This window comes from Ilumatobacter fluminis (genome assembly GCF_004364865.1).
Classification (GTDB): domain Bacteria; phylum Actinomycetota; class Acidimicrobiia; order Acidimicrobiales; family Ilumatobacteraceae; genus Ilumatobacter; species Ilumatobacter fluminis.
The window spans coordinates 4,701,721-4,726,274 of record NZ_SOAU01000001.1 but is presented as its reverse complement, the minus strand read 5'-3'; the positions used below and the strand labels follow the sequence as shown (position 1 = coordinate 4,726,274).

Sequence of the window (24,554 nt, the reverse complement as noted above, 5' to 3'; positions counted from 1 at the left end):
TCGACGCTCCGGTCGGCCTCGACGGGCCGACCCCGACGGAGCGACGGGGCGTCCGTACCCAGCACGCTGCGCGCGCAAACCGGGCCGTCGGGGACGACCTCGAGCGCAGGGGTCGGGGCCGCCGACCCGTGTCGGAACGTCCGGACCTGCGGGTCGCGATGGGTGTGATGACGCTGTTGACCAGCCGCGATCCGGGTGACGTGCACCCTGGAACCCTTTTCATTCGGTGGCAACGCGACTACCGTTGGTAGTTGACCAACGGCGTGGCCGGCGGACAACCACACTTGAAGGGCAGTACGGACATGAAAAAGCTCCTGACCACCGTGGGCGCTCTCGCGGCGCTCACGTTCACCGCTGCAACCGCATCGGCCCAGGACCAGACCGCGATCACGCTGGTCCACGGCATCCCCGGCACGACGGTCGACGTCGTCGTCGACGGTGCTGTCGTCGTCGACGACTTCCAGCCCGGCACGACCGCCGACCTGACGACGTACGCAGGCCAGACGCTCAGCAATGTCGAGGTCCTCGACAGCAGTGACGACTCGGTCGTCATCGGCCCGATCGTCAGCCTCGACATCCCCGACGCCGGCAACTGGAGCATCGTGGCGATGCTCGACGACAGCGGGACCGCCCGACTCGCGTCGTTCGAGAACAACACGACCGCCGTCGACGCCGGCAACGCACGTCTCACCGTGCGCCACACCGCCGACGCCGGCCCGGTCGACGTGATCGTGTCGGGTCAGCGACCCATCACGAACCTGTCGAACGGTCAGTCGCAGGAGCTGATCCTGCCCGTCGGCACCGTCAGCGGCGCACAGCTCGCCCCCACCGGCGGCGATCCGATCGTCGACATCGGTGACATCAGCCTCGGCGCCGACACCAACACGGTGCTGTACGTCGTGGGCTCCGAGGACACCTCGCTGACGTTCATCCAGCAGGTCGTGGCCCTCCCCGCCCCGGCGACCACCACCACGGTCGCCTCCGGTGAGACCACCACGACCGTCGCCGACGGCTCGACGACGACCAGCTCGTCGACGACCAGCACGACCGGCCCCTCGACCACGACGACCACCACCGCCGCCGTGCCGCAGGCCGTGAACACCGGTTCGCCGATCGACGACAACGGCACCTCGATCGCACTCATCGCGATCGTCGGTGGTCTCGTCGTCGCCGGTGGCGCCTTCCTCGCCCGACGCCGGGCCTGATCCGCACCGGCATCCCCGAGAACGACTCGCACGATGCCGCGACGACGCCGGTCTCCACTGCGGTCCCTGCTCAGCCTCCTGATGGTGGCCGGGCTGGTGGTCGCCGTCGGGGCCGGCGTCGTCGCGCTGCGTGACTACCTGAACGAACCGCCGATCGTCTTGTCGACCGATTCGGCGGTCGACGCCAACCCGCCCGACCCGCTCGACGCGTCACGCATGGAGCGCACGATGCCGCTCGCGATCCGCTACGAGGGTCTTCGCATCGACGACGAGATCATCTCGGTCGGGCTCGACGAGGACAACGAACTCGAGGTCCCCGACGAGACCGAGGTCGGCTGGTGGAAGTTCGGCTCGGCGCCGGGGCTGCCGGGCGCCACGGTCATGGCGGCACACGTGTCGTGGAACGACCGTGCCGGCCCCTTCCACCAGCTCGGCAACGCCGAGATCGGTGATCGCCTCGAGGTCGACACCGGCGACGGCTACACCCGCATCTACCAGGTCGTCGAGCGCACGATGTACGGCAAGTCGGAGCTCCCGGCCGAACGTATCTGGCGGACCACGGGCCCGGAGACGCTGGTGCTCATCACGTGCGGCGGCGACTTCAACCCGAACATCAACCGCTATCGCCACAACATCGTCGTCTACGCCATCCCGGTCGACCAGCGCGAGATCGACGACGAGCTGGATGACGTCGAGACCGACGAGCAGGACGACGAGACCGACGACGTTTCGGCCTGAAACGGCCGTGGTACGGCGCTCGCATGAGCGACGACACCTTCACGGCACCGATCGCCGATCGCGCACCGACCCCTGACGAGGCGCGTGCCGCCGAGCGCAGCGTCGACGAGGTCGACGTCGACCGGGTGGGCGAGCACTACCGGGCCGAAGCCGAGCGTGGCGCCCGCATGCGGGGCGAAGGTGAGATCGAGGGCGTCGAGCCGGACTGATCGTTCAGGATCCGACGTCGTCCGTCGAGCCGCAGCCGAGCGCCGCGGCTCGTTTCGGGTCTCGGTTCCGTCAGGACAGGCTGGCTTCGGCGTCGTCGACCTCGTCGTCGCCGACGTACTCGTCGCGCAAGATGGCGAACGCCTTGCGGAGCAGGCGCGACACGTGCATCTGCGACACACCGACGCGCTCGGCGATGTCGGACTGGGAGAGGTCCTCGTAGAACCGGAGTCGGACGATCTCCTGCTCACGCTCGGGCAGGGTCTCGATCAACCGCTGGACCACTTCTTCGTTCTCGACGTCGCCGTACCCGCGGTCGCCGACCGCCGTCGCAGCGTTCCGATCGCTCCCACCGTCGTCGTCGGGCCCCGGGTCGATGCTGCCGACGCGGCGCGCCGTGCCGGCGGCCAGCCCGGTGATCACGTCGTCGCGATCGATCTCCAGATACTCGGCGACCTCGTCGACCGACGGTGAGCGCCCGAGCTGCACCGACAACTGGTCGTTCGCACGGCGCACCGCGACGTGCAGCTCCTTGGCGCCGCGCGGCACCTTGACGGCCCACGTGGCGTCGCGGAAGTGGCGCTTCAGTTCGCCTTCGATGGTGCGCCCGGCGAACGCCGAGAACGGCACGCCGACGTCGGGGTCGAAGCGATCGACCGCTTTCACGAGCGCCAGCATCGCGACCTGTTCGAGATCGTCGTCACGACCGACGCCGGCGTTGTAGCGCCGCGCGATGTGGATGGCGAGTCCCATGTACTCCTCGACGATCCGGTTGCGGATGCGTCGGCGACCGGTGCGCCGGAGTTCGAGAAACAGTTCGTCGACGTCGGACATGGCACTGGTCACGAGGTGGGGGCCACCCGCTTGACGACCGTGAACACGCCGCCGGCGATGCCGTACTCGTCGACGACGGCGTCGAGGATCCGTTTGGCCAAAACGTCGATGTCGTCCGCGTGCGGTTCTTCGTCGACACCGCGACGGCTGCACCGGACGGTGACGGCGCCCTCGCCTGCCTCGAACGTGATCTTGAGTCGGGCCTCGGGCCCGGCGTCGACGTCGGAGAGCAGGGCCACCGCCTCGTTCACGCCGAGGCGGAGATCGTCGATCGCGTCGACCGAGAAACCGAGGTCGGCGCACACCGCGGCGGCAACCGCCCGGACGGTGGAGGCGTGTCGGGTGTGCAGCGGGATCTCGATGTCGACGTGTTCGGCCACCCGCGCAAGATAACGCACCGGCGAGCCGTTCGCGCACCCGTCGCCGTCGTCGGACGTTTCGGTCGGTCGACGCCGGGGTACCGGATCCTCATGCTGTACACGATCTTCATCATCCTCGCCATCATCGCGTTGCTGTTGTTCATCTTCGGGCGACGCAGGGTCTGATGGTGATCGACATGAACACGAACACGATCACCGAGACCATCACCGACACCCTGACCGACACGGTGCCGAGCGCGATCGCGGGCACGTTGTCCGACGTCGGCTCGATCATCGAGACCGTTCCGGGCGTCGTCGTCGACAGCGTCGACGCCGGTGTGACCAGCGGGCGTCGTTTCGCTCGCAAGGCAGCCGGTCACGTCCCCGGCGTGTCGGCCCCGACCTCGAATCGCCGGTGGTGGCTGATGGCCGCCCTGCTCGCGACGCTCGCCGTCGTCGGCACCGTCTGGTACACCCGTCGCTCGTCGAACGACTCGTCCGGCTCCGACGCCGACGTCGCCAACATCGACGCTCGACGCCACGTGGCCTGACGACGTACCGACAGACTCCGGCCACGTCGTAACGACGCCGCATCACGGTGCCGGATCACCCGTTCGGGTGATCCGGCACCGTCGCGTTCGGGGGTGCTGTGACCCCGACGGGCGACAAGTATCCTCACGTCGACTATGCAGCGCGACCCTGCTCGTCGGACGTCGCTCCGTACCCGACTCGGCATCATCGCCGTGGTGTTCCTGGTGATGGTGCTCGTGGCCGTCGGCTTGTCGGCGTTGATGATCCGCCAATGGGATCGGACGCTCGACGCACGCGGAGAGGCGCGGGCGGCCGTGGCCGATGTTGCCGAGCTCAGCCTGTCGCTCAGCGACCAGGAGACCGGCATCCGTGGCTACCTCCTCACCGCCGACGACGGCTTTCTCGAGCCGTACTACGAGGGAGCGACGATCCAGACCGACATCGTCTCCCGGCTGCTCGAACGCGATCTCGACCTGCCCGACTTCGTGGCGCTGGTCGACATCGCCGTCGACACCGGTGAGCAATGGCGGAACGACGTCGCGGAGCCGATCCTCGCCGACATCGAGGCCGCACCCGACGACGAGTTCGCCCAACAGCGCTTCGACCAGGTGCGAGACGCACTCGACGCACTCGACGCCGCAGTCGTCATCCATGTCGACGAGCTCGCCGAACGCGCTCGACAGATCCAACGCAACGTCATCGGCGTGCTGTTCCTCAGCGCCCTCGCCGCGATCCTCGGCACTGCGCTCGCCGCATCGCTGTTCCGACGCTGGGTGCTCCGGCCCCTCACCCGGATCGGCGATGCCGCACGGGCGCTGAGCCATGACGACACCGCGCCGCTGCCGGCCTTCGACGCTCCCGAACTGCAAGACGTCAGCGACGCCGTCGGGCAGCTGCAGCGCTCGCTGCGCTCGGCACGCGACGACGCCGTAGCGGCACTACGCGGCATCGAGCAGAGCGCCGTGTTGGCGATTCAGGTGCGCTCCGAACTCGCCGACGAGATCGGTGAGATGCCCGACGGCTGGGCGGCGCACACCTTGCTCGTCCCGGCCGAGGGCGTCGTCGCCGGCGATTGCTTCGACATCGGCCTCCTCGACGCCGCCCACCTCTACATCGTCCTGATCGACGTTACCGGCCACGGCGCGTCGGCGGCCCTCAACGCGCTGAAGGCCAAGTCGCAGCTCCGCGCCGCGCTCCGCACGCGGTTGTCGCCCGGTGCGTCGCTCGACTGGTTGTCACGAGAGATGTTGAAAGACGAGCGTGCCGATCTCCTCACGGCGTCGGTGGTCGTCATCGACCTCGACACCGGCCACCTCACGTACGCCAACGCCGGACATCCTGCTCCGATCCTGACCGACGGCGACGAGCGCCTGGTGCTCGACGGGTCGGGGCCGCTGGTCGGCGCCTTTGCGGCGACGTGGTCGACCTACGAGGCCGAGCTGCCGGCCGGCTGGACCCTGCTTACCCACACCGACGGCCTGACCGACACGATCGGTGCGGATCGAGAGCGGTTCGGAGACGAACGTCTGGCGACCTGTCTCTCCACGACCGATCCGGTCGAGTTGCTCGCGCAGATCCAGGACGCGACCGAAGCCTTCCGCGTCGGCGATCGATCCGACGATCTGACGGCGATCGCAGTTCGCCGCGCACCGGTCGCCGACACCACGAACAACCAGAATGACGACGCAGCAGCGTCCGACGACCACAGAAACGGTACGATCACGCCATGACCCAGCCCGAGGACCTCTTGACGATCGAGACGTCCGACCACGGACTCCGTGCCGTGGGCGAGATCGACGCACACACCGCTCCCACCCTGGCCGCCGCCATCGACGCTGCGGCACCGACGGTGCGACTCGACCTGTCCGGTGTCGAGTTCGTCGACTCGAGCGGGCTCCGGGTGCTCATCGACGCGCACCAGCGGCTGCAGGAAGCCGGCGGTTCGTTGACGCTCGCCACGCCCTCGGCAGCCGTTCGTCGACTCCTCGAGATCAGCGGCGTCGACGACTATCTCGTCGTCGAAGCCTGATCGTTCGCCGGCGACTCCGCCGGCGCGTCACGACGACAGCTGCGCCTGCAGTTCGGTGAGCGCCGCCACGAACGCGTCGGCCATCGTCGGGAACGGGAACATCGATTCGAGCAACCGGGCCACCGGCACCTCACCGTCGATCGCCACGACGATCGCGTGGACCAACTCGTCGAACGAGGGCCCGATGCCGTGCGCGGCGACGAGGCGACCGGTCGAACGCCGCGCCGCCACGGCCAGCGTGCCGCACCCTTCATCCGTCGCCGCCCGAGGTGCCCGTTCGGCGACGTCGACCACCGACCACACGACGTCTCGGTCGTCGGTGGTGTCGGCGTAGCTCGGTCCGACCGTCATCAGCGGTGGGTCGATGAACATGCACGCCGCGTCGACCACGTCGTCGAAGCGACGCCCACCGGCACCGGTGATCTGATCGGCGACGACACGCCCGTGATGGTTCGCCGCATGGGTGTACTGCGCCTCACCGACGACATCGCCCATCGCCCAGATCGAACCTGCACATCGGACGCGGCCGGTTCGGTCGACCGGGAGCTTCAGCTGCGGGTCGAGCCCGAGCGACTGGAGTCCGAGTCCGTCCAGACGAGGACGTTTGCCGGCGGCGAGCACGAACCGGTCGGCCCGCACCTCGCTGCCGTCGGCGACCGCGATCGCCACGCCGTCGCCGTGACGGGCGATCGACACCGGGCGCGCTCGGAGCCTGAGGTCGACGCCCGGGTCGCGGACGGTCTGCTCGACCGCGGCGATCACGTCGGGGTGCAGCGTCTCCATCAGGTGCTCGTTCGGTTCGAGGACGGTCACGGCACTCCCGAACGACGCGAACAGACGCGACAACTCGCAGCCGATGACGCCACCGCCGGCGATGACGAGTCGATCAGGGCGTTCACTCGCGCGGAGCGCGTCGGCGCTCGTCCACACACGGTCACCCACCTCGTCGAGGCATTCGATGTCGGGCGCGATGGGAACGGCGCCCGTCGCGATCACGACATGGGCGGCGTCGACCACGATCGACTCGGATTCGACACGGTGCTCGTCGACGAACGCAGCGTGTTCTCGGACGAGTTCGACGTCGCCGGACTCGAGGAGCGCCTCGGCGTGAGCGTCGTCGTCCCGGTGGGCGACCAACGATCGTCGGCGGTCTGACGCAGTGGCCCACGACCGGCCTCGCGAGCCGTCGTGGAGCAATCCCTTGCTCGGAATACAGGCGTCGAACGGGCACTCACCGCCGACGAGGGCGGGTTCGAACACGACGACCGATGGGTCGCCCACCAGTGCGTCGACGAAGGCGGTCGTCGCCGACCCGGCGCCGATGACCGCGATGTCGACGCTCCGTCGACGCCGCGACATCAGTCGGGTTCGACGTCGAGCGCCGCCACGACCAGGGCGTCGTCAGCCGACGCCTCGGGTCCGAAGCCCAGGACGACCGAGCCGTGCGCGCCACAGTTCGGGCACGCTGCGGCGACGACCCAGAGTTCGTCGGCGGGGTCGGACGCGCCTTCGAGGCGGCGGGTCTGCGACGGCTCGATGCGGGACGCAGGGGTGACCTCACGGCAGGTCGTGCACATCAGGTTCGCGTCGGGGCGGACGACGAACGAGCTGGTGAAGCCGTCGGCCTCCAGCTCGTCGAGCACGGCGGTCAGGGTGGTGTTGTCGGACGGAACACCGGCACCGGTGGGGGCGCTCGGCGTGTCGTCGACGATGGTTCGGTCGGGATCGGACATCGTGTCCTCCTGGAGATTGGGCCGCTGCCGACTCAGGCAGCGGTGACGGTGGTCTCGTGCGGGCCGATCGGGCCGAGCAGTTCCTCGACGGCGTCGCGACCCGCCCAGTCGTCGTGGGCGGCGAACTCGTACCGGTCGGCTCGGACCCACAGGGTCTTCAACGCCTCGGCGTTCGCGGTGCGTCGATCGTTGGCGATCGCCCACAACCCTTGGGCGAGATACCGGAGCCGCTCGGGGTCGAAACCGTTCTGCTGAATCTCGTCTCGCACCGAGCGGAACCACAGCATGAGTGTGTGACGGTTGAGCCAGACCAGCAGCGCGATCGCGGTGCGGCCCAGCGGGAAGATGAGCTTGCGAGCAGTGCGTGAGAACGCCGCCAATGTCGTGAACATGGTGATCGCGTACCCGGGTGACCGTGTCGACAAACCCAGCGGGCCGGTCGACGAACCCAGCGGGCCGGTCGACAATCCTCGGACGGCAACCGAAGCCGATCGTCCGGCGGCCGCCACGTACGCTTGACCGCATGACCCTCACGGTGAACGGCACCTGCCATCACGACTGTCCCGACTCGTGCGGCTGGACGGTCACGGTCGACGACACCGAGCCGACACCGGTCGCCGTGAAGATGCGCGGCAACCCCGATCACCCGTACTCGTACGGCGAGCTCTGCCCGAAGGTCAACCGCTTCCTCGACCGCGTCTACTCCCCCGATCGCGTGCTCCACCCGCTCCGGCGCACCGGCCCCAAGGGCAGCGGTGAGTTCGAGCAGATCTCGTGGGACGAGGCGCTCGCCGACATCGCCGACCGGCTGGGTCGCGTGGTCGCCGAGCACGGCGGTGACGCCGTGCTCCCGTTCAGCGACGCCGGCAACCAGAGCCTGCTCGCCACACAGGGCATCTCCGAACGGTTCTTCAACCAGCTCGGCGCCTGCCGTCTCGAGCGCAACATCTGCGGACCGACCGTCGGGGCCGGCATGTCGATGACGAACGGGACCGGCCACGGTGCCGACGCGCTCGACCTCGAGCACTCGAAACTGATCATCCTGTGGGCGACCAACACCCGGCTGACCAACCGACACCTGTGGCCCGTGATCGAGCGAGCTCGCGCGGCGGGCGCCGAACTCGTCGTCGTCGACCCGATCCGGACGCTGACCGCAGAGGCAGCCGATCGTTTCATCCAGCCGCTGCCGGGCACCGACATCGCCATGATGTTGGCGATGATGCACGTCATCATCCGCGACGACCTCGTCGACCGCGAGTGGGTCGACGCCCACACGACCGGTTTCGACGAGCTTGCGCTGGCCGTCGCCGATGCGACGCCCGCGTGGGCGGCCGGCCAGTGCGGCGTCGACGCCGCCGTCATCGAGCAACTCGCTCGCGACTACGCAACCGTCCGACCCGCCGCGATTCGCTCGTTGATCGGTGCCGAGCACCACGAGAACGGTGCGATGTTCTACCGCACGATCGCGTGTCTGCCGGCGCTGATCGGATCGTGGCGCGAGCGTGGCGGCGGGCTGATGCGGAGCGTCGGTTGCTTCCAGGACGATCTCGTCGACGAAGCCGCGCTCCACCGCCCCGATCTGCTCGCCGGCCGCGAGCCGCGCACGGTCAACATGAGTCGCCTGGGCGAAGCCTTACTCGACACCGACGACCCGGTGCGGGCGATGATCGTGTGGAACTCGAACCCGCTCGTGATCGTGCCCAACGCCGAGTCGGTACGCGCCGGGATGGAGCGCGACGACCTGTTCACCGTCGTGCACGAGCAGTTCGTCACCGACACGGCGCGCTACGCCGACATCGTGCTGCCCGCGACGACCCAGATCGAGTCGCTCGACGTGACGCTGGCATGGGGTCATCTCTGGATGGGATGGAACGAGCCGGCGATCGAGCCGCTCGGTGAGGCAGTCAGCAACACCGAGTGCTTCCGCCGGATCGCGGGTGCGATGGGTCTCGACGAACCGTCGCTGTTCGAGGACGACATCACCCTGCTCACACAGTCGCTCCCGTCGGTCGACCTCGACGCGCTCCGGCGCGACGGCTGGATGCGAGTGCCCTTCCCCGACGACGGTCGGCCGTGGGCGGAGGGCGGATTCCCCACCGAGTCCGGCAGGGTCGAGTTCGCGTCCGACCGGCTCGTCGAGATGGGCCAACCACGGGTGCCGACGTTCGTCCCGCCGACGGAGGGGCCGCAGGGCGAGGCGGCGCAACGCTTCCCGCTGCAGTTGATGACCCCGAAACACCACACCCGATTCCTGAACTCGGGCTACTCCCACCTCCCCAAGCACGGACCGGCGGAGGGCGCGCCGTTCGTCGAGCTCGACGCTGCCGACGCTGCGGCGCGAGGGCTGGCCGACGGCGACGCGGCACGCGTGTTCAACGACCGTGCGTCACTCGAACTGCCGGTGAAGATCACCGGACGACTTCGCCCGGGTCTCGCCTCGATCCCGTGGGGTTGGTGGCGCCATCAGCACCCCGATGGCAAGGTCGCGAACAGCTTGACGAACGACACGCTGACCGACTGGGGCGGTGGCGTGGCGTACAGCGACACGCTGGTCCAGGTCGAAGCGCTCTGACCCGCTCCGGCCCTTCGAAGCCCGGTCGTCGACGTCGGCGCCCGGGTTCGGACGCGAACGTGCCGGGCCCCGAAGAGCCCGGCACTCCCGCGTTCGTCGCGTCGGACCGCGACGCGAACGAGGTCAGCAGTCGTGGACGTCAGTCGCGATCGAGCTTGTCGCGGACGGCGTCGACGGCATCGTCGAACTTGTCCTTGATCTTGCCGCTCGTCTCGTCGGCCTGACCCTCGGCCTGCAGTTCCTTGTCGTCGGTGAGGTCACCGACGGCCTGCTTGGCACGGCCCTTCGCCTGGTCGAATTCTCCACTCATCAGCGTCGTTCCTTTCGTGGTGGACGGATGCCGTTTGGTACCCGCCGAGGCTCGAACGAAACTCGTTCGGGACTCGTTCGGGGCTGTCGTCGCCACGGTTCACCCGGTCGGGCGACACGGCCCGATGCACTCGCCGAGGCGCCGTGTCGGGGCAGCAGGGAGGTCACTTCGCACCCGCCAACACCCCCCTGCCGGGCGCGCTACAGTGCCGGTGCGCGTTGAGTGGGGCGGGATTCACACTGCGTGACAATTCGTGATCCTCGTGCTCGTTCCGTGAACCAACGCATGAACCAACGCATCCATCGCCTCGTCGAACCGCTGCGTCAGCCGGCGCCTCGCTCGCTCGCTGGCGCGCATCTGGTGTCGGGCCTCGGCGATTGGGCCGGACGGCTGGCACTCACCGTCGTCGTCTACGACCGATCGCAATCGGCCGCGTGGGCGGCCGCCGTCACCGTCGTTGCCCTCCTGCCATGGATCGGGCCGGGTCAGATGCTGGCGACCCTCGCCGACCGGTACGGCCGGACGACGGTCATGATCGTCTCCGATCTCGCGCGGGCCGTCCTCTTCTTCCTGATGGCGTTCACGACGTCGGTACCGATCCTGCTCGCCGCCGCGTTCGCCGCCGGTCTGTGCGTGCCACCGTTCGCCGGCGCACGCGCCGCCGCACTCGTCGACGTGTGCGACGACGAGACGTACCCCAAGGCACTGGCGCTGTTCGGCGTGTTGACCCAGGTCGAGGTGCTCGCCGGATACGCCGCCGGTGGCGTGCTCGTCGCAACGGTCGGAGCACGTCCGGCACTCGCCCTCAACGCCGTCACCTTCCTCGTGTCCGCCGTGTTCGTCGCCTCATTGAGGCGAACGGCTGCGGCGCAACCGAACTCGACCAGCCCGGTGGGCTGGGCGGGCGTGCGTTCCGGCCTGGCGATCTGGCGAACCGACCCCGTGTGCGGTCGTGCTCTGCTGCTGTTCGCCGGCACCAACATGTTCTCCGTCCTGCCCGAGACGCTCGTCGTCCCGTTCGCCGCCGACGTCGAGATCTCCGAGACCTGGATCGGCGCCCTCGCTGCGATCATCGCGATCGGGTCACTGATCGCCGTCGTGTTCGCACCGTCGGACGGCACGCACGAGGAGCTGCTTCGAGCGACGGCGTGGCGCGGCTTGGTCGTGGCCGCCGCGTCGGGCGCCCTGTTCACCGTTGCCTCGTGGCCGGTCGCCGCCTTCGCTGCCTACGCGGTCTCCGGCATGGTCGACGCGATCGCCGTGCCGACCAACCAGGTGGTCGGCGAACGACTACCCCAGGCGGGACGCTCCGCGGCGATGACCGTCGCCGCCGGCACGCAGAACATCACCCATGTCGTCGCCATCACCGTCGCCGGCATCACCGCCGACCGGTGGGGCACCCCGACGACCCTCGCCATCGCCATGGTCGCCGCCGGCTGCGTCTGTGTCTGGGCAGCCCTTCGGCCGGTCGCGCCGACGTCGACGAAGCCGGCCGCCGTCGCCGTTTCGGGCGCCGGCAACGAGGGAACACCCGGGTCATGACGACCCCCCCTGATCGCGCGCCCGTCGTGCTGGTGCTCGGTGCCACGGGTTACGTCGGCGGCCGCCTCGTCCCCGAACTCCTCGCACACGATCACACCGTTCGCTGTCTGGTGCGCACCCCGCCGACCGGCTTGCCGTGGACCGACGACGTCGAGCCCGTGCAAGGCGACCTCACCGATCCCGACTCGCTCGGAGACGCGTTCGATGGTGTCGACACCGTCGTCTACCTCGTCCACTCGCTCGACGAGGACGACTTCGAGCGCACCGAGTTGCGCTCTGCGTCGAACGTTCGTGAAGCCGCCGAGGCGGCTGGTGTCGATCACATCGTGTACATGAGCGGGCTCGGCGACGACCGAGAAGATCTCTCGCCGCACCTCCGTTCACGCCACGAGGTCGGTGTCGAACTCGCCCGAGGCGATGTCGCCGTCACCGAGCTTCGTGCCGCCATCATCCTCGGTGCCGGTTCGGCGTCGTTCGAGATGCTGCGCAGTCTGACCGAGGTGCTGCCGGCCATGATCGCGCCGACCTGGGTCACCACGACCGTGGTGCAGCCGATCGCGATCGGCGATGCGCTGCGCTATCTCCGCAAGGCGATCGAGCGTGGTCCGGGCGACGAGCCCCACGACATCGTCGAGATCGGCGGCCCCGACCAGCTCACCTACCGCGAGCTGATCGACCTGTACGCCAAGGTTGCCGGACTCCCCCGTCGCAGGATCATCCCGGTGCCGTTCGTGACGCCACGCCTGTCGACCCACTGGGTCAACCTCGTCAGCCCACTCCCCCGCCAGCTCGCGAAGTCGCTGATCGACAGCCTGCGCAACGACGTCGTCGTCACCGATGACAGCGCGTTCACGGTGAGCACGCACATCCCTCTCACGGCACGCGCCGCGATCGAGACGGCCATCTCGGCGATCCAGGACCTCGAGATCCCGACCCGCTGGTCGGGCGTCACCGCCGAGGAACGAGCGGGCCGGCCCCGACCGTGGGACCCCGACTGGGCGGGCGGCACGGTGTACGAGTACGTGACCCACACCGAGGTGCAGGCATCGCCCGCCACCGCACTGCGCACTGTGCAGGGCGTCGGTGGCGACCGGGGCTGGTACGGCTTTGCGTTCCTCTGGGCGATCCGAGGCGCACTCGACAAGATCGTCGGCGGCGTCGGGCTGCGCCGCGGCCGTCGACACCCCGACGACATCACCGTCGGCGAAGCGCTCGACTTCTGGCGCGTCGATGCCATGGAGCCCGAGCTGTTCCGGCTCCGAGCCGAGATGAAGGTGCCTGGCGAGGCCTGGCTCGAATGGACGATGCACGAGCGGCCCGGTGGCTGCACCTGCATCGAACAGAAGGCGCGATACGTGCCGCGCGGCTTGTTCGGTCGTCTCTACTGGTGGCCGCTGTGGCCGGTGCACGCCGTGCTGTTCCCGGTGATGCTGCGCCGGATCGGTCGCGAGGCCGAGCGCGTCGAAGCACTCGCCGCCGAGGGGCGACACGAACCCGACACGGCACTCGCCGGTTGACGTTTCGCTCCCTGCGTTGTGGGGAACCGGAATGAGCATGACGCCTGACGCCGGGAGCCGGAGCACCCCCTCGGACGACACCGCCGACCTGGCCGGGGGCAGCACGCCCAACCCGTGGAACCGGGTCCTCGGCATCCTCGTGCTCGGATCGTTCGCTGCTGCCGCCAAGACGGCGCGGCGTGGGAAGCGACCCCGATCTCACGTCGGGCCCGATCGGCGCGAGGTTGCGGCATGACGACGTTCACGAGCCGAGACGTGTCGACCGCGGTCGTACCCGCATCACGCGACGACATCTGGGCGATCGTCTCCGACCCGGCGGCACTCGCCGAACTCACGCCGCTGATCGACACGATCGAGCCGGCCGGCGACCTGTGGACCTGGCAGCTCAAGGGCATCTCGGCGCTCGGGGTCACCGTCGCCCCGTCGTTCACCGAACGGATGGTGCTCGACGCCCCGGCCCGGATGGAGTACGTGCACGAGCCACCGGCCGGCACCAACGAACTGGCCGGTGCGCACGGCACGTACGACCTGACCGAACTGTCACCCACGTCGACACGACTCGACATCGACATCACCCTGTGCGCCGACCTCCCGCTGCCCAAGTTCAGCCGACGCGCCGTCGAGAAGGTCATGGCGACCACGATGCGCCGGACCGGCGACGCGTTCGCCGAGCGACTCTACGAACGGTTGGGGATCGACGGCGCCGACTGGGTGGAGCATCGCGTCGACGGGGCCGAGGTCGTCGGATGACGACGCGCTTCGGTGCCGTGACCGTGCTCGGCTCGAACGGCTCGCCACCCCACACCACTCCCGTCGCGGCCGTCCGCATGGCCGGGCGATGGTGGTTCGCGACGTCCCGACACGCCGCCAAGGTCACGATGATGCGCCGCGACCCGGTCGCCTCGATCACCGTCGCCGCCGGACCCGGATGGACGACCGCCACCGGCGACGTCACCGTGCTCGATCCCACCGACCCGGCGTCGTTCGCTCGTCGGCCGGCCGCCTCACTGGCCGCGGCACCCGCCGCACTCCACCTCCTCACGAGCTACGCCCGCGACGTCGCCGGCTATCTCGGCAACGTGTCGGAGATCCCGAGCGCCTGGGCACCCCATCAACGCGTCATCGTCGCGATCGAGGAAACCATCGTCGAACGAGCGGTCGACCCCGACTCACGTCCGGTCGACGGAGTGCCGTGCATCGCCGGGTTCTCCGACGGCCGACGCCCCATTGCCGTGCCCGGATGGTTCGACGGCGATCGACTCGGGCTGGCTGCGACGTCCCGTCCGATCGATGCCGGAGCAGGCGTCGCCGTCATGCTCGACACCGCCCTGCTCGACCACGACCCCGGCAGTCCGGTCGACCAGCGCGGCGTCCTGATCCGCGGGCGAGTCGACCCCGGTCTCGAGCACGGCAACACCACCACCGACGTCGTTGCCGAGTCGATCACGACGTGGACGGGGTTCGAGACCGAGACGCGACGATTCGGTCACGCCGCAGCGAACGCCGCGTGACGACACAGTGACACCGGGCTCGTACGGGCGAGGCAGCCGGGTCGGCGGCACGGGCGACGAGTAGCCTGCGACGCATGGCCGCCGAGTTGATCTACGCCTATCGGATCATGCGGCTTCCCCTTCTCGACGCCGGCGGCTCCGAGATCGGCAAGGTCGCCGACATCGTCACCGTCGCCGGACGGCCCGGGCAACCGCCGCGCGTCGTCGGGTTCGTCGCGACGAGTCAGCGACGACGCATCTTCGTGCACTCGGCCCGGATCGCGGAGATGAACGTCGACGGCGTCCGGCTCCGCAGCTGGGACATCGACCTCAACCCGTTCAAGAAGCGGCCCGGCGAGACCCTGATCGGCGAACAGATCATCGACCATCCGCTGCCCGACCACGAGTACGTCAGCGACGTCGGTCTCGAAGAGGCCCACGACAGCCGGTCGCGTTGGTGGAACGTGTCGAAGGTGCGTGTCGCCAAGCGCAGCGTGCTGCGCCGGCGGCCGAGCTATCGCCTCGTCGACTGGCGCGACGTCGTCCAGTTGTTCGCCGGGTCGTCGGCGATGGCCGCCGAGGCCGCCCGCCTGCGCGACATGCACCCGTCCGACGTCGCCCACATCGTGCGGGCGATGCCGCTGACCCAACGCCGCCAGCTCGCTGCGTCGATGGACGACGAGCGACTCGCCGACGTGCTCGAGGAGCTGCCCGAGAAGGAACAGCTCCGACTCATCGAGGGCCTCGACCTCGAACGCATCGTCGGCGTGCTCGACGAGATGGAGTACGACGACCTCGCCGACCTGCTCGGTGAGATGCCGCAGCACCAGCGCGAAGCCGTGCTCGAGGCCATGGACGAAGAAGAGGTCGAGGTCCTGACCCGCCTCCTGTCGTACGAGGAGGGGACCGCGGGCGGCATGATGACGCCCGAGATCATCATCCTCGGCCCGACCGACACGGTCGCCCACGCGCTCGCCGAGATCCGCGACCCCGACTGGACGCCGAGCATCGCCGGTCAGGTCTTCATCACACAGCCACCGTTCAAGGCGCCGACCGGTCGTTTCCTCGGTGTCGTGTTCATGCAGCGTCTGTTGCGCGAGCAGCCGAGCACCGAGCTCCGACACTGCCTCGCCCGCGACGTCCCGACCGTGCGCCCCGACATCATCGACCGCGCCGTGTTCGAGGAGTTCGCCTCGTACGACATGATGGCGATCGCCGTCGTCGACGAGGCGCACCACCTGCTCGGCGCCGTGTCGGTCGACGACGTCGTCGACCGCATGCTCGGGTCGGGGTGGCGACTCCGGCACCGTCGTCAGGACGGCGCCGTCGCCGAACTGCAGGGTGTCGCCGACGCGCCGGCGGGAGACGCACCGTGAAGCGTCGGGGCGATCTCAGCCAGCCGCGCCAGCGGAGCCGGTTCGACGTCTCGTACGACCCGGAGACGTTCGGCCAGTTCAGCGAGTCGATCGCCCGGTATCTCGGCACCGCTCGGTTCCTGGTGTGGCAGACCGGCATCATCGTCGTCTGGCTGGCGCTCAACATCATCCCGCCCGAGGAGTACCAGTTCGACCCGTGGGATCGCGGCCTCGTGCTGCTCACCTTGGTGTTGTCGCTGCAGGCGTCGTATGCGGCTCCGCTGATCCTGTTGGCGCAGAACCGTCAGGAGCGGCGCGACCGGGTCGCCGCCGAGCACGACCGTGAGGTCGCCGAGCGGACCCAGGCCGACACCGAGTTCCTCGCCCGCGAGATCGCCGGCGTGCGGTTGGCACTTGCCGACGTGGTGACGGGTGAGGAGCTGCGCGACCAGCTCGAAGGCCTCACGAAAGCCATCGACGAACTCACCGCCCGCCTCGACGACCTCCAACCCGAATCCCCCTGACCCCCGCCCCACCGGACCAGCGGCCGGGCCCTCCGGGTCAGGTGTCACGCCACCCCCGACCACGCCCAGGCCACCCCGGATCAGCTGTCACACTCTCTCGGGTCAGGTGTCAGAGGTGACGGCGAGGAACGAGCCGTTACCGGCGATCACCTGACCCGGGATCGGTGCGCGAACGCACACGCAGCACCAACTTCTCGGCGGCTCACGTCCGGGGAACCGGACCACAGCCACCGAGAACCCCACCCGACAGGGTCAGATCGATGCGCGCTCGAGATGCCGTGCTCCGAAGCAACCAGCCGCCTCGGCGCACCGCTCCGGTGAACCCAGTCCGGCATCGAGAACCGACCCCACCCAGAACCCCGAACCCACCCCGACACCCGAGTTCTCGGGGGCTCTCGTTGCGCAGACCGCAACCAGATCAACCGAGAACCTCACCCGACAGGGTCAGACCGATGCGCGCTCGAGATGCCGTGCTCCGAAGCAACCAGCCGCCTCGGCGCACCGCTCCGGTGAACCCAGTCCGGCATCGAGAACCGACCCCACCCAGAACCCCGAACCCACCAGGACACCCACGATCTCGGCGGCTCACGTCCGACAAACCGGACCACAGCCACCCAGAACCCCGCCGACCTCAGACACCCACGATCTCGGGGGCTCTCGTTGCGCAGACCGCAACCAGATCAACCGAGAACCTCGGACTTCGCAGGACACCCGGGTTCTCGGGGGCTCACGTCCGGGGAACCGGACCACAGCCACCGAGAACCCCACCCGGATGGGTTCGGCTGGCACGATGGTGGGGTGAGCACGCTTCCGTACGGCACGTGGCCGTCGCCGATTTCGCCCGAGCATCTGACCAGTGGGGTCACCAAGCTGATCGACGTCTGGGTCGACGGCGATCGCACGGTGTGGCACGAGGGGCGGCCGAGCGAGGGTGGCCGCCAGACGCTCGTCGTCGCCGATGCCGACGGTACGACCCGTGATCTGCTCGACCCGCCGTTCAACGTGCGCAGCGGGGTGCACGAGTACGGCGGCGGCGCGGCGTGGGTCGAGTCGAACACGGCGTGGTTCGTCGATTGGGACGAGCAGCGGATCTGGTACGTCGACCTCGACGGCGGCGAACCGATTCCGCTCACCCCCGAACTCGAGCAGCCGCGCTCGGTGCGCTACGCCGACCTGCGGCCGTCGCCCGACGGTCATTGGCTCGTCGCTGTGCAGGAGGTGCACGACACCGACGACCCGCACCACGTCGTCAACCGGGTCGTCGCGCTCCCGGCTCGCACACCCGGCGTTCCGCACGTGATCCACGGCGAACACGACTTCGTGATGTCGCCCCGGTTCGTCGCGGCCGACCGGATCCGGTTCGTCGCCTGGAACCACCCGAACATGCCGTGGAACGACACCGACCTGATGGAGTGCTCGTTCGACCCGCAGCACGGCACGACCGGCACGCCGCGCCGGATCGCGACGGGATCATCGTTCATGCAACCCGACGGCGACGTCGTCATCGGTGACCGGGACGGGGTGTGGAACCTGTGGCGAGTCGACGCCGACGGAGAACACGCCGTGTCGTCCGGTCCCGACGAGGTCGGCGGGCCGGCATGGATCTTCGGGCTCCGCGACCACGCGGTGCTGCCGGACGGGCGGCGCGTGTGGGCGACCGGTGGCCGCCTCGTCGTCGACGGCGAACCGATCGACACCGGAGCGGCAGCCCTCGAGCAACTCGCGCCCGGCGACGGCACGTTGACGGCCATCGTCCGGTGGTCGGATCGACCGTCGACCATCACCCGCTTCGACGTCACGTCGGGTGAGTCGGTCGACGTGGTCGCAGCACCCGACACCCCGCTGCGCGACGGCGATGCGTCGACGCCCGAGCAGATCGCGTTCCCGACCGCCGGCGGGGCGACGGCGTACGGCTGGTTCTACGCGCCGGCGAACGCCGACACCGACGCACCCGTCGACGACCGTCCGCCGCTCGTGGTGATGATCCACGGCGGACCGACCTCGTGTGCCCGCCCGTGGTTCTCGCTCGCAACCCAGTTCTGGACGACGCGGGGGTTCGCCGTCGTCGACGTCGATCATCGCGGCTCGACCGGGTACGGCACCGAGTTCCGCAACATGCTCGACGGGAACTGGGGGGTGGTCGACGTCGAGGACTGCATCGCCGCGGCGACCTTCCTCGCCGACCAGGGCCGGGTCGACGGCGACCGGGTCGTCATCCGCGGTGGTTCGGCCGGCGGCTTCACGGTGCTCGCGTGTCTCGCCACGAGCGACGTGTTCGCAGCAGGCGCCTGCTCGTACGGCATCGCCGACCTGTCGGTGCTCGCCGCCGACACCCACAAGTTCGAGGCCCGCTACACCGACCGACTCATCGGACCGTGGCCGGAGGCACGTGACGTGTACGAGGAGCGGTCACCGATCCACCACCTCGACCGGTTCGAGACACCGCTCGTCGTGTTCCAGGGTCTCGACGACAAGGTCGTGCCACCCAATCAGAGCGAGATGATCGTCGACGCCCTGCGTGCGAAGCAGGTCGAGTGCGAGTACCACGCCTACGAAGGTGAAGGCCACGGCTTCCGGCGAGCCGAGACGATCGTGCACCAGATGAACGCCGAGCTCGCCTTCTACCGACGCATCCTCGGCCTGTAGCGATACCAGAAGGGGTCAGGCACCTTCTGGCAGGGACCCTGCACCCTCCCCGACGGCGAACGCCAGAAGGTGCCTGACCCCTTCTGGGGTGGAACCGTTCCGATCAGCGTTGCGGTATGCCGGTGAACTCCTGGAGACGGACCCCGGCGGACTCGACACGGGCGAGGAGCTCGACCGTCGGGAGTTCGGCGTCGCCGGCGACGACGATGCCCTCGTGGAGCAGGCCGTCGAGCAGCCCGGTCACGAACGCGGCAGCCGTCGCCGCAGCAGCGGTGCCGACGAGTTCGGCGATGCCGGCGATCGCGACGACGCGGGCGCCACGTTCGTCGGCGCCCCGCACCTCGACGCGGAGACCACCGACGCCACCTTCGGGGTGCGGTGGGCGGAGCATCGGCAGCCACGCCGTGAACCGGTCGCGGCGACGTGCCGAGCGTCGAGCCGAGATGCGCGACACGTCGTCGAAGGCGTGCTGCAACACGTACGGCGACGAGATTCGGGCGCGGTAGCAGTCCTTGGCACCGATCGGTTCGGGGAACCAGCAGAGCTCGCGTCCGCTGCCCCCGACGAAGTCGATCCACTCGCCGTCACGGAAGCCCGGCGAGAGGCCGCTGAGCGAACGGTGGTGCACGCGTGCGCACGCCGGGCCGGCGGTGCCGTGGATCGCGACGTGGATCTCGTCGACCGACGCCATCTGGTTGGCGAGGTGACGAGCGATCAGCCCCGACAGGCCCGGTGACAACGCGGCACCGAGGACGATGCTCGTGCCCTGGTGCTCGGGCGGATCGTCGAGGAGCGAGATCGTGTCGGGGAGCGCGTCGCCGACGGTGACGACGTGCAGCCCGCGCGCCGCCAGGCGACGAACCCGCTCGGCGACCGATCCGCCGTGGGCGAGCACGACCACGTCGCCGGGCGAGGTGCCCGAGATGTCGGGCCAGTACCCGTCGTGCAGCATGACCGGGCCGGTGTCGAGCAGGCGGCGGAGCCGCGTGCCGACGATGCCGCGGCCGACGATATGAACAGTGGTCATCGCGCGATGGTCATGGGTCGGTGGTCATCACTCTTGGGGCAACTCGAGTGGACGCCAACCGCCGTGTTGCGGCGGGACACCGCCGGTGCCCTTGATCCGGATGCCGCCCGCCGCGACGCCGGCGATCACGAGGGCGCCCACGATTCGGCGCAGCAGCTTCACGAACCCACCTCGTCGACGACCATCGCAGCATCCTAGGAGGAGCGAACGAACGAACAGGGTGGGGTCTGGGACACGGCGCGCGGGAGCGGCCAGAATGTCCGGATGCGTTCGTTGCGTCTGTTCGCCGTCGTGCCCTTGATCGCCCTCGCCGCCTGCTCCGGAGGTGACGACGAGGTCGACTCGACCGATGCACCCGATCCGACCGAGGCCGAGTCGACCGACACGACGGAGGCGAGCGAGACGACCGACGCCGGCGACGACGAGTCCGGTGCAGCGACGGACACCGCGCCAGCCGACACCACCGCGCCGGCCGACGACGGGTCCGACGACGAGTCCGACGACGTGGCAGTGACCGCCGCCGCGCTGGCACCGGCCGAGTTCGCACCACTCGCGGCCGAGGTGACCGTCGATCTCGCCGCACCCGCCCAGATCCGGCTCGTCGCCGTTGCGGACGACCACGAGATGTCGACCCCGTACACCGCCGCCAGCGACACGACGTTCGCGCTGCCGCTCGTCGGCCTGTACAGCGATCGGTCGTACGACGTGACGGTCCACGCCATGGTCGACGGCGAGGAGCTGACGCTCGACACCCCCGAGCCGTTGGTGTTCGACACGCCGCCGTTGCCGGAATGGATGCCGAACCACACCGTGGTCAGCGACCCCGAGCGTGTGTCACCCGGCTTCATCTATGTCGAGTCGAGCCCCAACCGCCCCCAGACCACGACGACGGACGACGACGCGACCGACGACACGGATGACGCGGCTGGGGACGATGCGACCGACGACACCGCTGACGAGGACGGCGTCGACGATGACGGGGCTGACGAGACCGACGGCGAGGCCGATGACGATGCGGCGAGCGACGACGGCACCGGCGTCAGTGCTGCGCCGTATCCGACGAACCTCGGCATCGTCTACGACGAGCGCGGCGAGATCGTCTGGTACTACACGAACCAGGGCCTCGGCGGTGTCGAGCAGACCGCCGACGGCACCTTCCATTCGCACTACGGCCCGTTCGGCGCCCGTGAGTTCGACGTGCTCGGCAACGTGATCGGGCACTGGCGACCGAACGTCGTCGCCGGCGTCGGCGTGACCACGCCCGGTGCCCTGCCCGACGGCAACCCGGGCGACGCCGAGCCGATCACGGTCGAGGCGCCGTGGACCGATCTGCAGTCGTTCCACCACGAGGTGCGAGCGCTCGACAACGGCAACCTGCTGGGGCTGTCGGCGGCCGTACACGACCTGACGCCCGAACAGCGGGAGGCGGTCTGCCCGGGCGACGAGCTCGAGTTCAAGGCGGTCAGCGACGTCATCGTCGAGTTCACGCCCGAGGGCGAGGTGCTGCGCACCTGGGACCTGTGGGACGTCGTCGACATCGTCGAGGTGCCCGGTTCCGACATGTGCTTCCTCGACGGCGGCTTGTTCGCGACGTCGATCAACCGTGACTGGACCCATGCCAACTCGGTCATCTACGACGAGACTCGTGATGCGATCGTGATCTCGGCCCGCCACACCGATCAGATCATCGCCCTCGACCACCTCGACGAGGAGGGTCCGCAGTCGCAGCTCCGGTGGATCATCGGCGCCGGCGGCACGATCCCGCTCGACGGCGACCTGCCGTACCATCAGCACGCCGTGGAGCTGATGGACAACGGCGACTACATCTTCTACGACAACGGCAACGCCCGTCCGGGCACGGCCGTCGACGACCCGGAGAACCCGACGTACAGCCGGGCGGCGGTCTACTCGGTCGACGATTCGAGCGACGATCCCGCCGAGTGGTCGGCGACGCAGGTGTGGGAACACATCGACTTCGAGGAGGACGGTTCGCCGGTGTACACCGCCTTCATCAGCGACGCCGACATCCTCGCCAACGGGAACGTGCTGATCACCCACGGCGGCATCGGACCGTTCCCGCCGCAGCCCGACTTCCCGCTGCGGGCGCTCGTCGTCGAGGTCGTCAAGGGCGGCGAGAACGAGGGCGACATCGTCTGGCAGTTCGACAGCGACCCGGTGCAGGGCCATACGGTCTACCGCAGCGAGAAGATCGAGTCGTTCTACGTCGGCGACCAGTGGGCCGACGAGGCCTGACCACTCCCGTCCTGGCGTCTCGACCTGGGTCCGGACGCGACACGAGGCGCCCTGCTGGGCGCCTCGGACCGGGTGGTGGGGCTACCTGGAATCGAACCAGGGACCTCCGCCTTATCAGGGCGGCGCTCTAACCGACTGAGCTATAGCCCCGGCAGGGATGCGAGGCTATCGCCCCGAATCGCAATTGCGACCACCTGATTCGCTCGACCCGCCTGACCAGGTTCGATGCGCCCGCGGACCCACCGTGGGAGGGATGGGCCGGTCAGTCGACCGACCAGGTGGCTGCCGGCTGTGCGCGGGTCGGCTCGGCACCGGATTCGCCGTTGCCGTTGCCGTTCTCGTGGTTGACCGGCGTGGCCCGGGTCGGGGCGTTGCCGGCTTCCCCGCCGGCGCCGTCGCCGCCCGGCTGATCCGACGTGTCGGCGGTCGGTGCGTCGTCGTCGACCGACCAGGCGGGAGCCGATCGCTGGACCGCCGCGTCGGAACTCGGGTTGCGGACCACGTAGCGACGCGTCGACGAGATCGTCCGTTCGACGACCTCTTCTTCGAGAACCGTCATGCGGATCCCGCCGACGATGTCGCTGACCAGGTTGAACAAGGTGACGAGCAGGACGGCGGCACCGGTGGCGAAGACCACCCCGAACAGTCCGATGATCCACGCCTGGCGGAAGATCTCACCGCCCTTCAGCTCGAACGTCTCCCAGCCGAACTGGGTGAACCAACGCTCGACGTTGGCGAGGGTGCCGGTGGCGTCGGCGACCCGCCACAGCAGGACGCCCGACGTGAGCGCAACCACGTACGCGACGCCGCTGAACAGCAACGCGATCTTGAACGTGCTCCACGGATCGATGTGGCGCAGCACGCGGGTGACGCGCCGAACGCGCGGACGACGACCGGGGGCACGGAGCTGGCTGGCCGCCGGCGTCGTGACCGTCGCCGTGGTGCTCGGCATGTGATCGCTCCACGACGTCACCGGCGGCGTCGGCGACGCAGCAGCTGCGGGAGCAGGCGCGGGCGCCGGTGCGGGAGCCGGGGCAGGTGCGGGCGCCGGGGCGGCGGTGGAGCGGGCCGGGAGCGCCGGGGCGGCGGTGGAGCGGGCCGGGAGCGCCGGGTCGACCGCCGGTGCCTCGGCCGTCGGCTCGGCGCGCTCGGGCAGGCTGGGCGCTTCGTCGGTGGCCGGGACGATCTCGGGTAGTTCGTACGGATCGGGTTCGTCGGCGGGCACGACGTCGACCGGCTGGGTCGGCTCGTCGGTGCGGCGGCTCGAGAAGATGTCGTCGAGCGCGTCGGACAGCCGCGAAGAGTTGTCGCCGGCGTCGTTGCTCACGTGGCCGATTGTACGAGGTGGTCAGGGTCCGTCCGTGGCGCGTGCCGAGGCGCGGTGTCCGTCGACTTCCACGGTGACGACCACGTCGTCACCGACGGTGCGCCACGCGACGAGCGTGGCGTCGTTGGCCGCGGCCAGCCGAACCGACCCGGCACGGCCGCTCGTGACCCCGGCCAGCGCGGCAGCGTCGGCGGCGGTCTGAGCGCTCTGGCGGGCGCCGAGATCGTGGACCCACGGCACCAGGGCCGTGAGCACCGCACTGGTGAGCGCCAACCCCACCAGCACCGTCACCACCGCCATCGAGCCACGGTCGCGGCGTCGGGCTTCATCGTCGCGTGTGTGCACGCCGGTCTCC

At 69.4% G+C, this 24,554-nt stretch carries 27 protein-coding genes and 1 tRNA gene; 17 read left to right on the top strand and 11 right to left on the bottom strand.

What is annotated here, in order from left to right:
* The first annotated feature begins 302 nt into the window (after window positions 1-302).
* From BDK89_RS21310 to BDK89_RS21300, 3 genes are read left to right on the top strand one after another with little or no spacing between them, the layout of a single operon-like run.
* On the top strand, window positions 303-1,205 hold the full coding sequence (locus BDK89_RS21310; protein WP_133870879.1) for a DUF4397 domain-containing protein: 903 nt from the start codon (window positions 303-305) through the stop codon (window positions 1,203-1,205).
* Between the two features lie 33 nt (window positions 1,206-1,238).
* A complete protein-coding gene (locus BDK89_RS21305) occupies window positions 1,239-1,943 on the top strand; it encodes a class F sortase (protein ID WP_133870878.1) in 705 nt (234 codons plus the stop codon).
* Between the two features lie 23 nt (window positions 1,944-1,966).
* The gene (locus BDK89_RS21300) at window positions 1,967-2,152 is read left to right on the top strand and encodes a hypothetical protein (protein ID WP_133870877.1); all 186 of its coding nucleotides are present in this window, start codon (window positions 1,967-1,969) and stop codon (window positions 2,150-2,152) included.
* A gap of 70 nt (window positions 2,153-2,222) precedes the next feature.
* Here BDK89_RS21300 and BDK89_RS21295 read toward each other — a convergent pair whose 3' ends face one another.
* Entirely contained in the window at window positions 2,223-2,984 is a 762-nt protein-coding gene (locus BDK89_RS21295) for a sigma-70 family RNA polymerase sigma factor (RefSeq protein ID WP_133870876.1), read from the bottom strand.
* Between the two features lie 8 nt (window positions 2,985-2,992).
* Window positions 2,993-3,364, bottom strand: a complete 372-nt coding sequence (locus tag BDK89_RS21290; protein WP_133870875.1) for an ATP-binding protein — start codon at window positions 3,362-3,364, stop codon at window positions 2,993-2,995.
* Between BDK89_RS21290 and BDK89_RS21980 the strand changes: the two genes are divergently transcribed.
* From BDK89_RS21980 to BDK89_RS21275, 4 genes are all read left to right on the top strand, one after another.
* On the top strand, window positions 3,353-3,529 hold the full coding sequence (locus BDK89_RS21980; RefSeq protein ID WP_166657761.1) for a hypothetical protein: 177 nt from the start codon (window positions 3,353-3,355) through the stop codon (window positions 3,527-3,529). The two genes, BDK89_RS21290 and BDK89_RS21980, sit on opposite strands and share 12 nt — an antisense overlap.
* A gap of 11 nt (window positions 3,530-3,540) precedes the next feature.
* Window positions 3,541-3,894: a hypothetical protein gene (locus BDK89_RS21285; RefSeq protein ID WP_133870874.1), complete on the top strand. Its 354-nt coding sequence runs from the start codon at window positions 3,541-3,543 to the stop codon at window positions 3,892-3,894.
* A 135-nt stretch (window positions 3,895-4,029) separates the two neighbouring features.
* Window positions 4,030-5,604, top strand: a complete 1,575-nt coding sequence (locus BDK89_RS21280; protein WP_133870873.1) for a PP2C family protein-serine/threonine phosphatase — start codon at window positions 4,030-4,032, stop codon at window positions 5,602-5,604.
* Window positions 5,601-5,903: an STAS domain-containing protein gene (locus BDK89_RS21275; RefSeq protein WP_133870872.1), complete on the top strand. Its 303-nt coding sequence runs from the start codon at window positions 5,601-5,603 to the stop codon at window positions 5,901-5,903. The genes BDK89_RS21280 and BDK89_RS21275 overlap by 4 nt, the downstream gene beginning before the upstream one ends.
* 27 nt (window positions 5,904-5,930) lie before the next feature.
* Here the strand turns inward: BDK89_RS21275 and BDK89_RS21270 are convergent, their stop codons facing one another.
* From BDK89_RS21270 to BDK89_RS21260, 3 genes are read right to left on the bottom strand one after another with little or no spacing between them, the layout of a single operon-like run.
* Window positions 5,931-7,262: a dihydrolipoyl dehydrogenase family protein gene (locus tag BDK89_RS21270; RefSeq protein ID WP_133870871.1), complete on the bottom strand. Its 1,332-nt coding sequence runs from the start codon at window positions 7,260-7,262 to the stop codon at window positions 5,931-5,933.
* Window positions 7,262-7,636 (bottom strand): hypothetical protein, encoded by a 375-nt coding sequence (locus BDK89_RS21265; protein WP_133870870.1) that lies wholly within the window; start codon window positions 7,634-7,636, stop codon window positions 7,262-7,264. The genes BDK89_RS21270 and BDK89_RS21265 overlap by 1 nt, the downstream gene beginning before the upstream one ends.
* A 32-nt stretch (window positions 7,637-7,668) precedes the next feature.
* On the bottom strand, window positions 7,669-8,028 hold the full coding sequence (locus BDK89_RS21260; protein ID WP_133870869.1) for a hypothetical protein: 360 nt from the start codon (window positions 8,026-8,028) through the stop codon (window positions 7,669-7,671).
* Window positions 8,029-8,159: 131 nt separating this feature from the next.
* Here BDK89_RS21260 and BDK89_RS21255 point away from each other — a divergent pair, with 131 nt between their 5' ends.
* Window positions 8,160-10,208, top strand: coding sequence for a molybdopterin-containing oxidoreductase family protein (locus BDK89_RS21255; protein WP_133870868.1), 2,049 nt, complete (start codon window positions 8,160-8,162; stop codon window positions 10,206-10,208).
* Window positions 10,209-10,347: 139 nt separating this feature from the next.
* Here the strand turns inward: BDK89_RS21255 and BDK89_RS21250 are convergent, their stop codons facing one another.
* Window positions 10,348-10,518, bottom strand: coding sequence for a CsbD family protein (locus BDK89_RS21250; protein ID WP_133870867.1), 171 nt, complete (start codon window positions 10,516-10,518; stop codon window positions 10,348-10,350).
* A 285-nt stretch (window positions 10,519-10,803) separates the two neighbouring features.
* On the opposite strand from BDK89_RS21250, the gene BDK89_RS21245 reads away from it, so the two are divergent.
* From BDK89_RS21245 to BDK89_RS21210, 8 genes are all read left to right on the top strand, one after another.
* Window positions 10,804-12,060, top strand: coding sequence for an MFS transporter (locus tag BDK89_RS21245; RefSeq protein ID WP_133870866.1), 1,257 nt, complete (start codon window positions 10,804-10,806; stop codon window positions 12,058-12,060).
* Window positions 12,057-13,577: an SDR family oxidoreductase gene (locus tag BDK89_RS21240; protein WP_133870865.1), complete on the top strand. Its 1,521-nt coding sequence runs from the start codon at window positions 12,057-12,059 to the stop codon at window positions 13,575-13,577. Before BDK89_RS21245 ends, BDK89_RS21240 begins: the two co-directional genes overlap by 4 nt.
* A gap of 31 nt (window positions 13,578-13,608) precedes the next feature.
* The gene (locus BDK89_RS21235) at window positions 13,609-13,812 is read left to right on the top strand and encodes a hypothetical protein (protein WP_166657760.1); all 204 of its coding nucleotides are present in this window, start codon (window positions 13,609-13,611) and stop codon (window positions 13,810-13,812) included.
* The gene (locus tag BDK89_RS21230; protein WP_133870863.1) at window positions 13,809-14,327 is read left to right on the top strand and encodes an SRPBCC family protein; all 519 of its coding nucleotides are present in this window, start codon (window positions 13,809-13,811) and stop codon (window positions 14,325-14,327) included. Before BDK89_RS21235 ends, BDK89_RS21230 begins: the two co-directional genes overlap by 4 nt.
* Window positions 14,324-15,088: a pyridoxamine 5'-phosphate oxidase family protein gene (locus BDK89_RS21225; RefSeq protein ID WP_133870862.1), complete on the top strand. Its 765-nt coding sequence runs from the start codon at window positions 14,324-14,326 to the stop codon at window positions 15,086-15,088. The genes BDK89_RS21230 and BDK89_RS21225 overlap by 4 nt, the downstream gene beginning before the upstream one ends.
* A gap of 74 nt (window positions 15,089-15,162) precedes the next feature.
* On the top strand, window positions 15,163-16,443 hold the full coding sequence (locus BDK89_RS21220; protein WP_133870861.1) for a magnesium transporter MgtE N-terminal domain-containing protein: 1,281 nt from the start codon (window positions 15,163-15,165) through the stop codon (window positions 16,441-16,443).
* Window positions 16,440-16,946 (top strand): DUF1003 domain-containing protein, encoded by a 507-nt coding sequence (locus BDK89_RS21215; RefSeq protein ID WP_133870860.1) that lies wholly within the window; start codon window positions 16,440-16,442, stop codon window positions 16,944-16,946. Before BDK89_RS21220 ends, BDK89_RS21215 begins: the two co-directional genes overlap by 4 nt.
* Before the next feature lie 798 nt (window positions 16,947-17,744).
* Window positions 17,745-19,592 carry a S9 family peptidase gene (locus BDK89_RS21210; protein ID WP_133870859.1) on the top strand — a complete coding sequence of 616 codons (1,848 nt, stop codon included), beginning with the start codon at window positions 17,745-17,747 and terminating at the stop codon, window positions 19,590-19,592.
* A gap of 103 nt (window positions 19,593-19,695) precedes the next feature.
* On the opposite strand, the gene BDK89_RS21205 is transcribed toward BDK89_RS21210, so the two are convergent.
* A complete protein-coding gene (locus tag BDK89_RS21205; protein WP_133870858.1) occupies window positions 19,696-20,619 on the bottom strand; it encodes a saccharopine dehydrogenase family protein in 924 nt (307 codons plus the stop codon).
* 27 nt (window positions 20,620-20,646) lie between these two features.
* Window positions 20,647-20,781: a hypothetical protein gene (locus BDK89_RS22615; protein ID WP_279586805.1), complete on the bottom strand. Its 135-nt coding sequence runs from the start codon at window positions 20,779-20,781 to the stop codon at window positions 20,647-20,649.
* A 102-nt stretch (window positions 20,782-20,883) separates the two neighbouring features.
* On the opposite strand from BDK89_RS22615, the gene BDK89_RS21200 reads away from it, so the two are divergent.
* The gene (locus BDK89_RS21200) at window positions 20,884-22,872 is read left to right on the top strand and encodes an aryl-sulfate sulfotransferase (protein WP_133870857.1); all 1,989 of its coding nucleotides are present in this window, start codon (window positions 20,884-20,886) and stop codon (window positions 22,870-22,872) included.
* A gap of 73 nt (window positions 22,873-22,945) precedes the next feature.
* On the opposite strand, the gene BDK89_RS21195 is transcribed toward BDK89_RS21200, so the two are convergent.
* The 3 genes from BDK89_RS21195 to BDK89_RS21185 all read right to left on the bottom strand — a co-directional run bounded on the left by BDK89_RS21195 (window position 22,946) and on the right by BDK89_RS21185 (window position 24,544).
* Window positions 22,946-23,022, bottom strand: a tRNA-Ile gene (locus BDK89_RS21195).
* Window positions 23,023-23,134: 112 nt separating this feature from the next.
* Entirely contained in the window at window positions 23,135-24,199 is a 1,065-nt protein-coding gene (locus BDK89_RS21190; RefSeq protein WP_133870856.1) for a DUF3566 domain-containing protein, read from the bottom strand.
* Between the two features lie 21 nt (window positions 24,200-24,220).
* Window positions 24,221-24,544, bottom strand: coding sequence for a hypothetical protein (locus BDK89_RS21185; RefSeq protein WP_133870855.1), 324 nt, complete (start codon window positions 24,542-24,544; stop codon window positions 24,221-24,223).
* Window positions 24,545-24,554 lie beyond the last annotated feature (10 nt).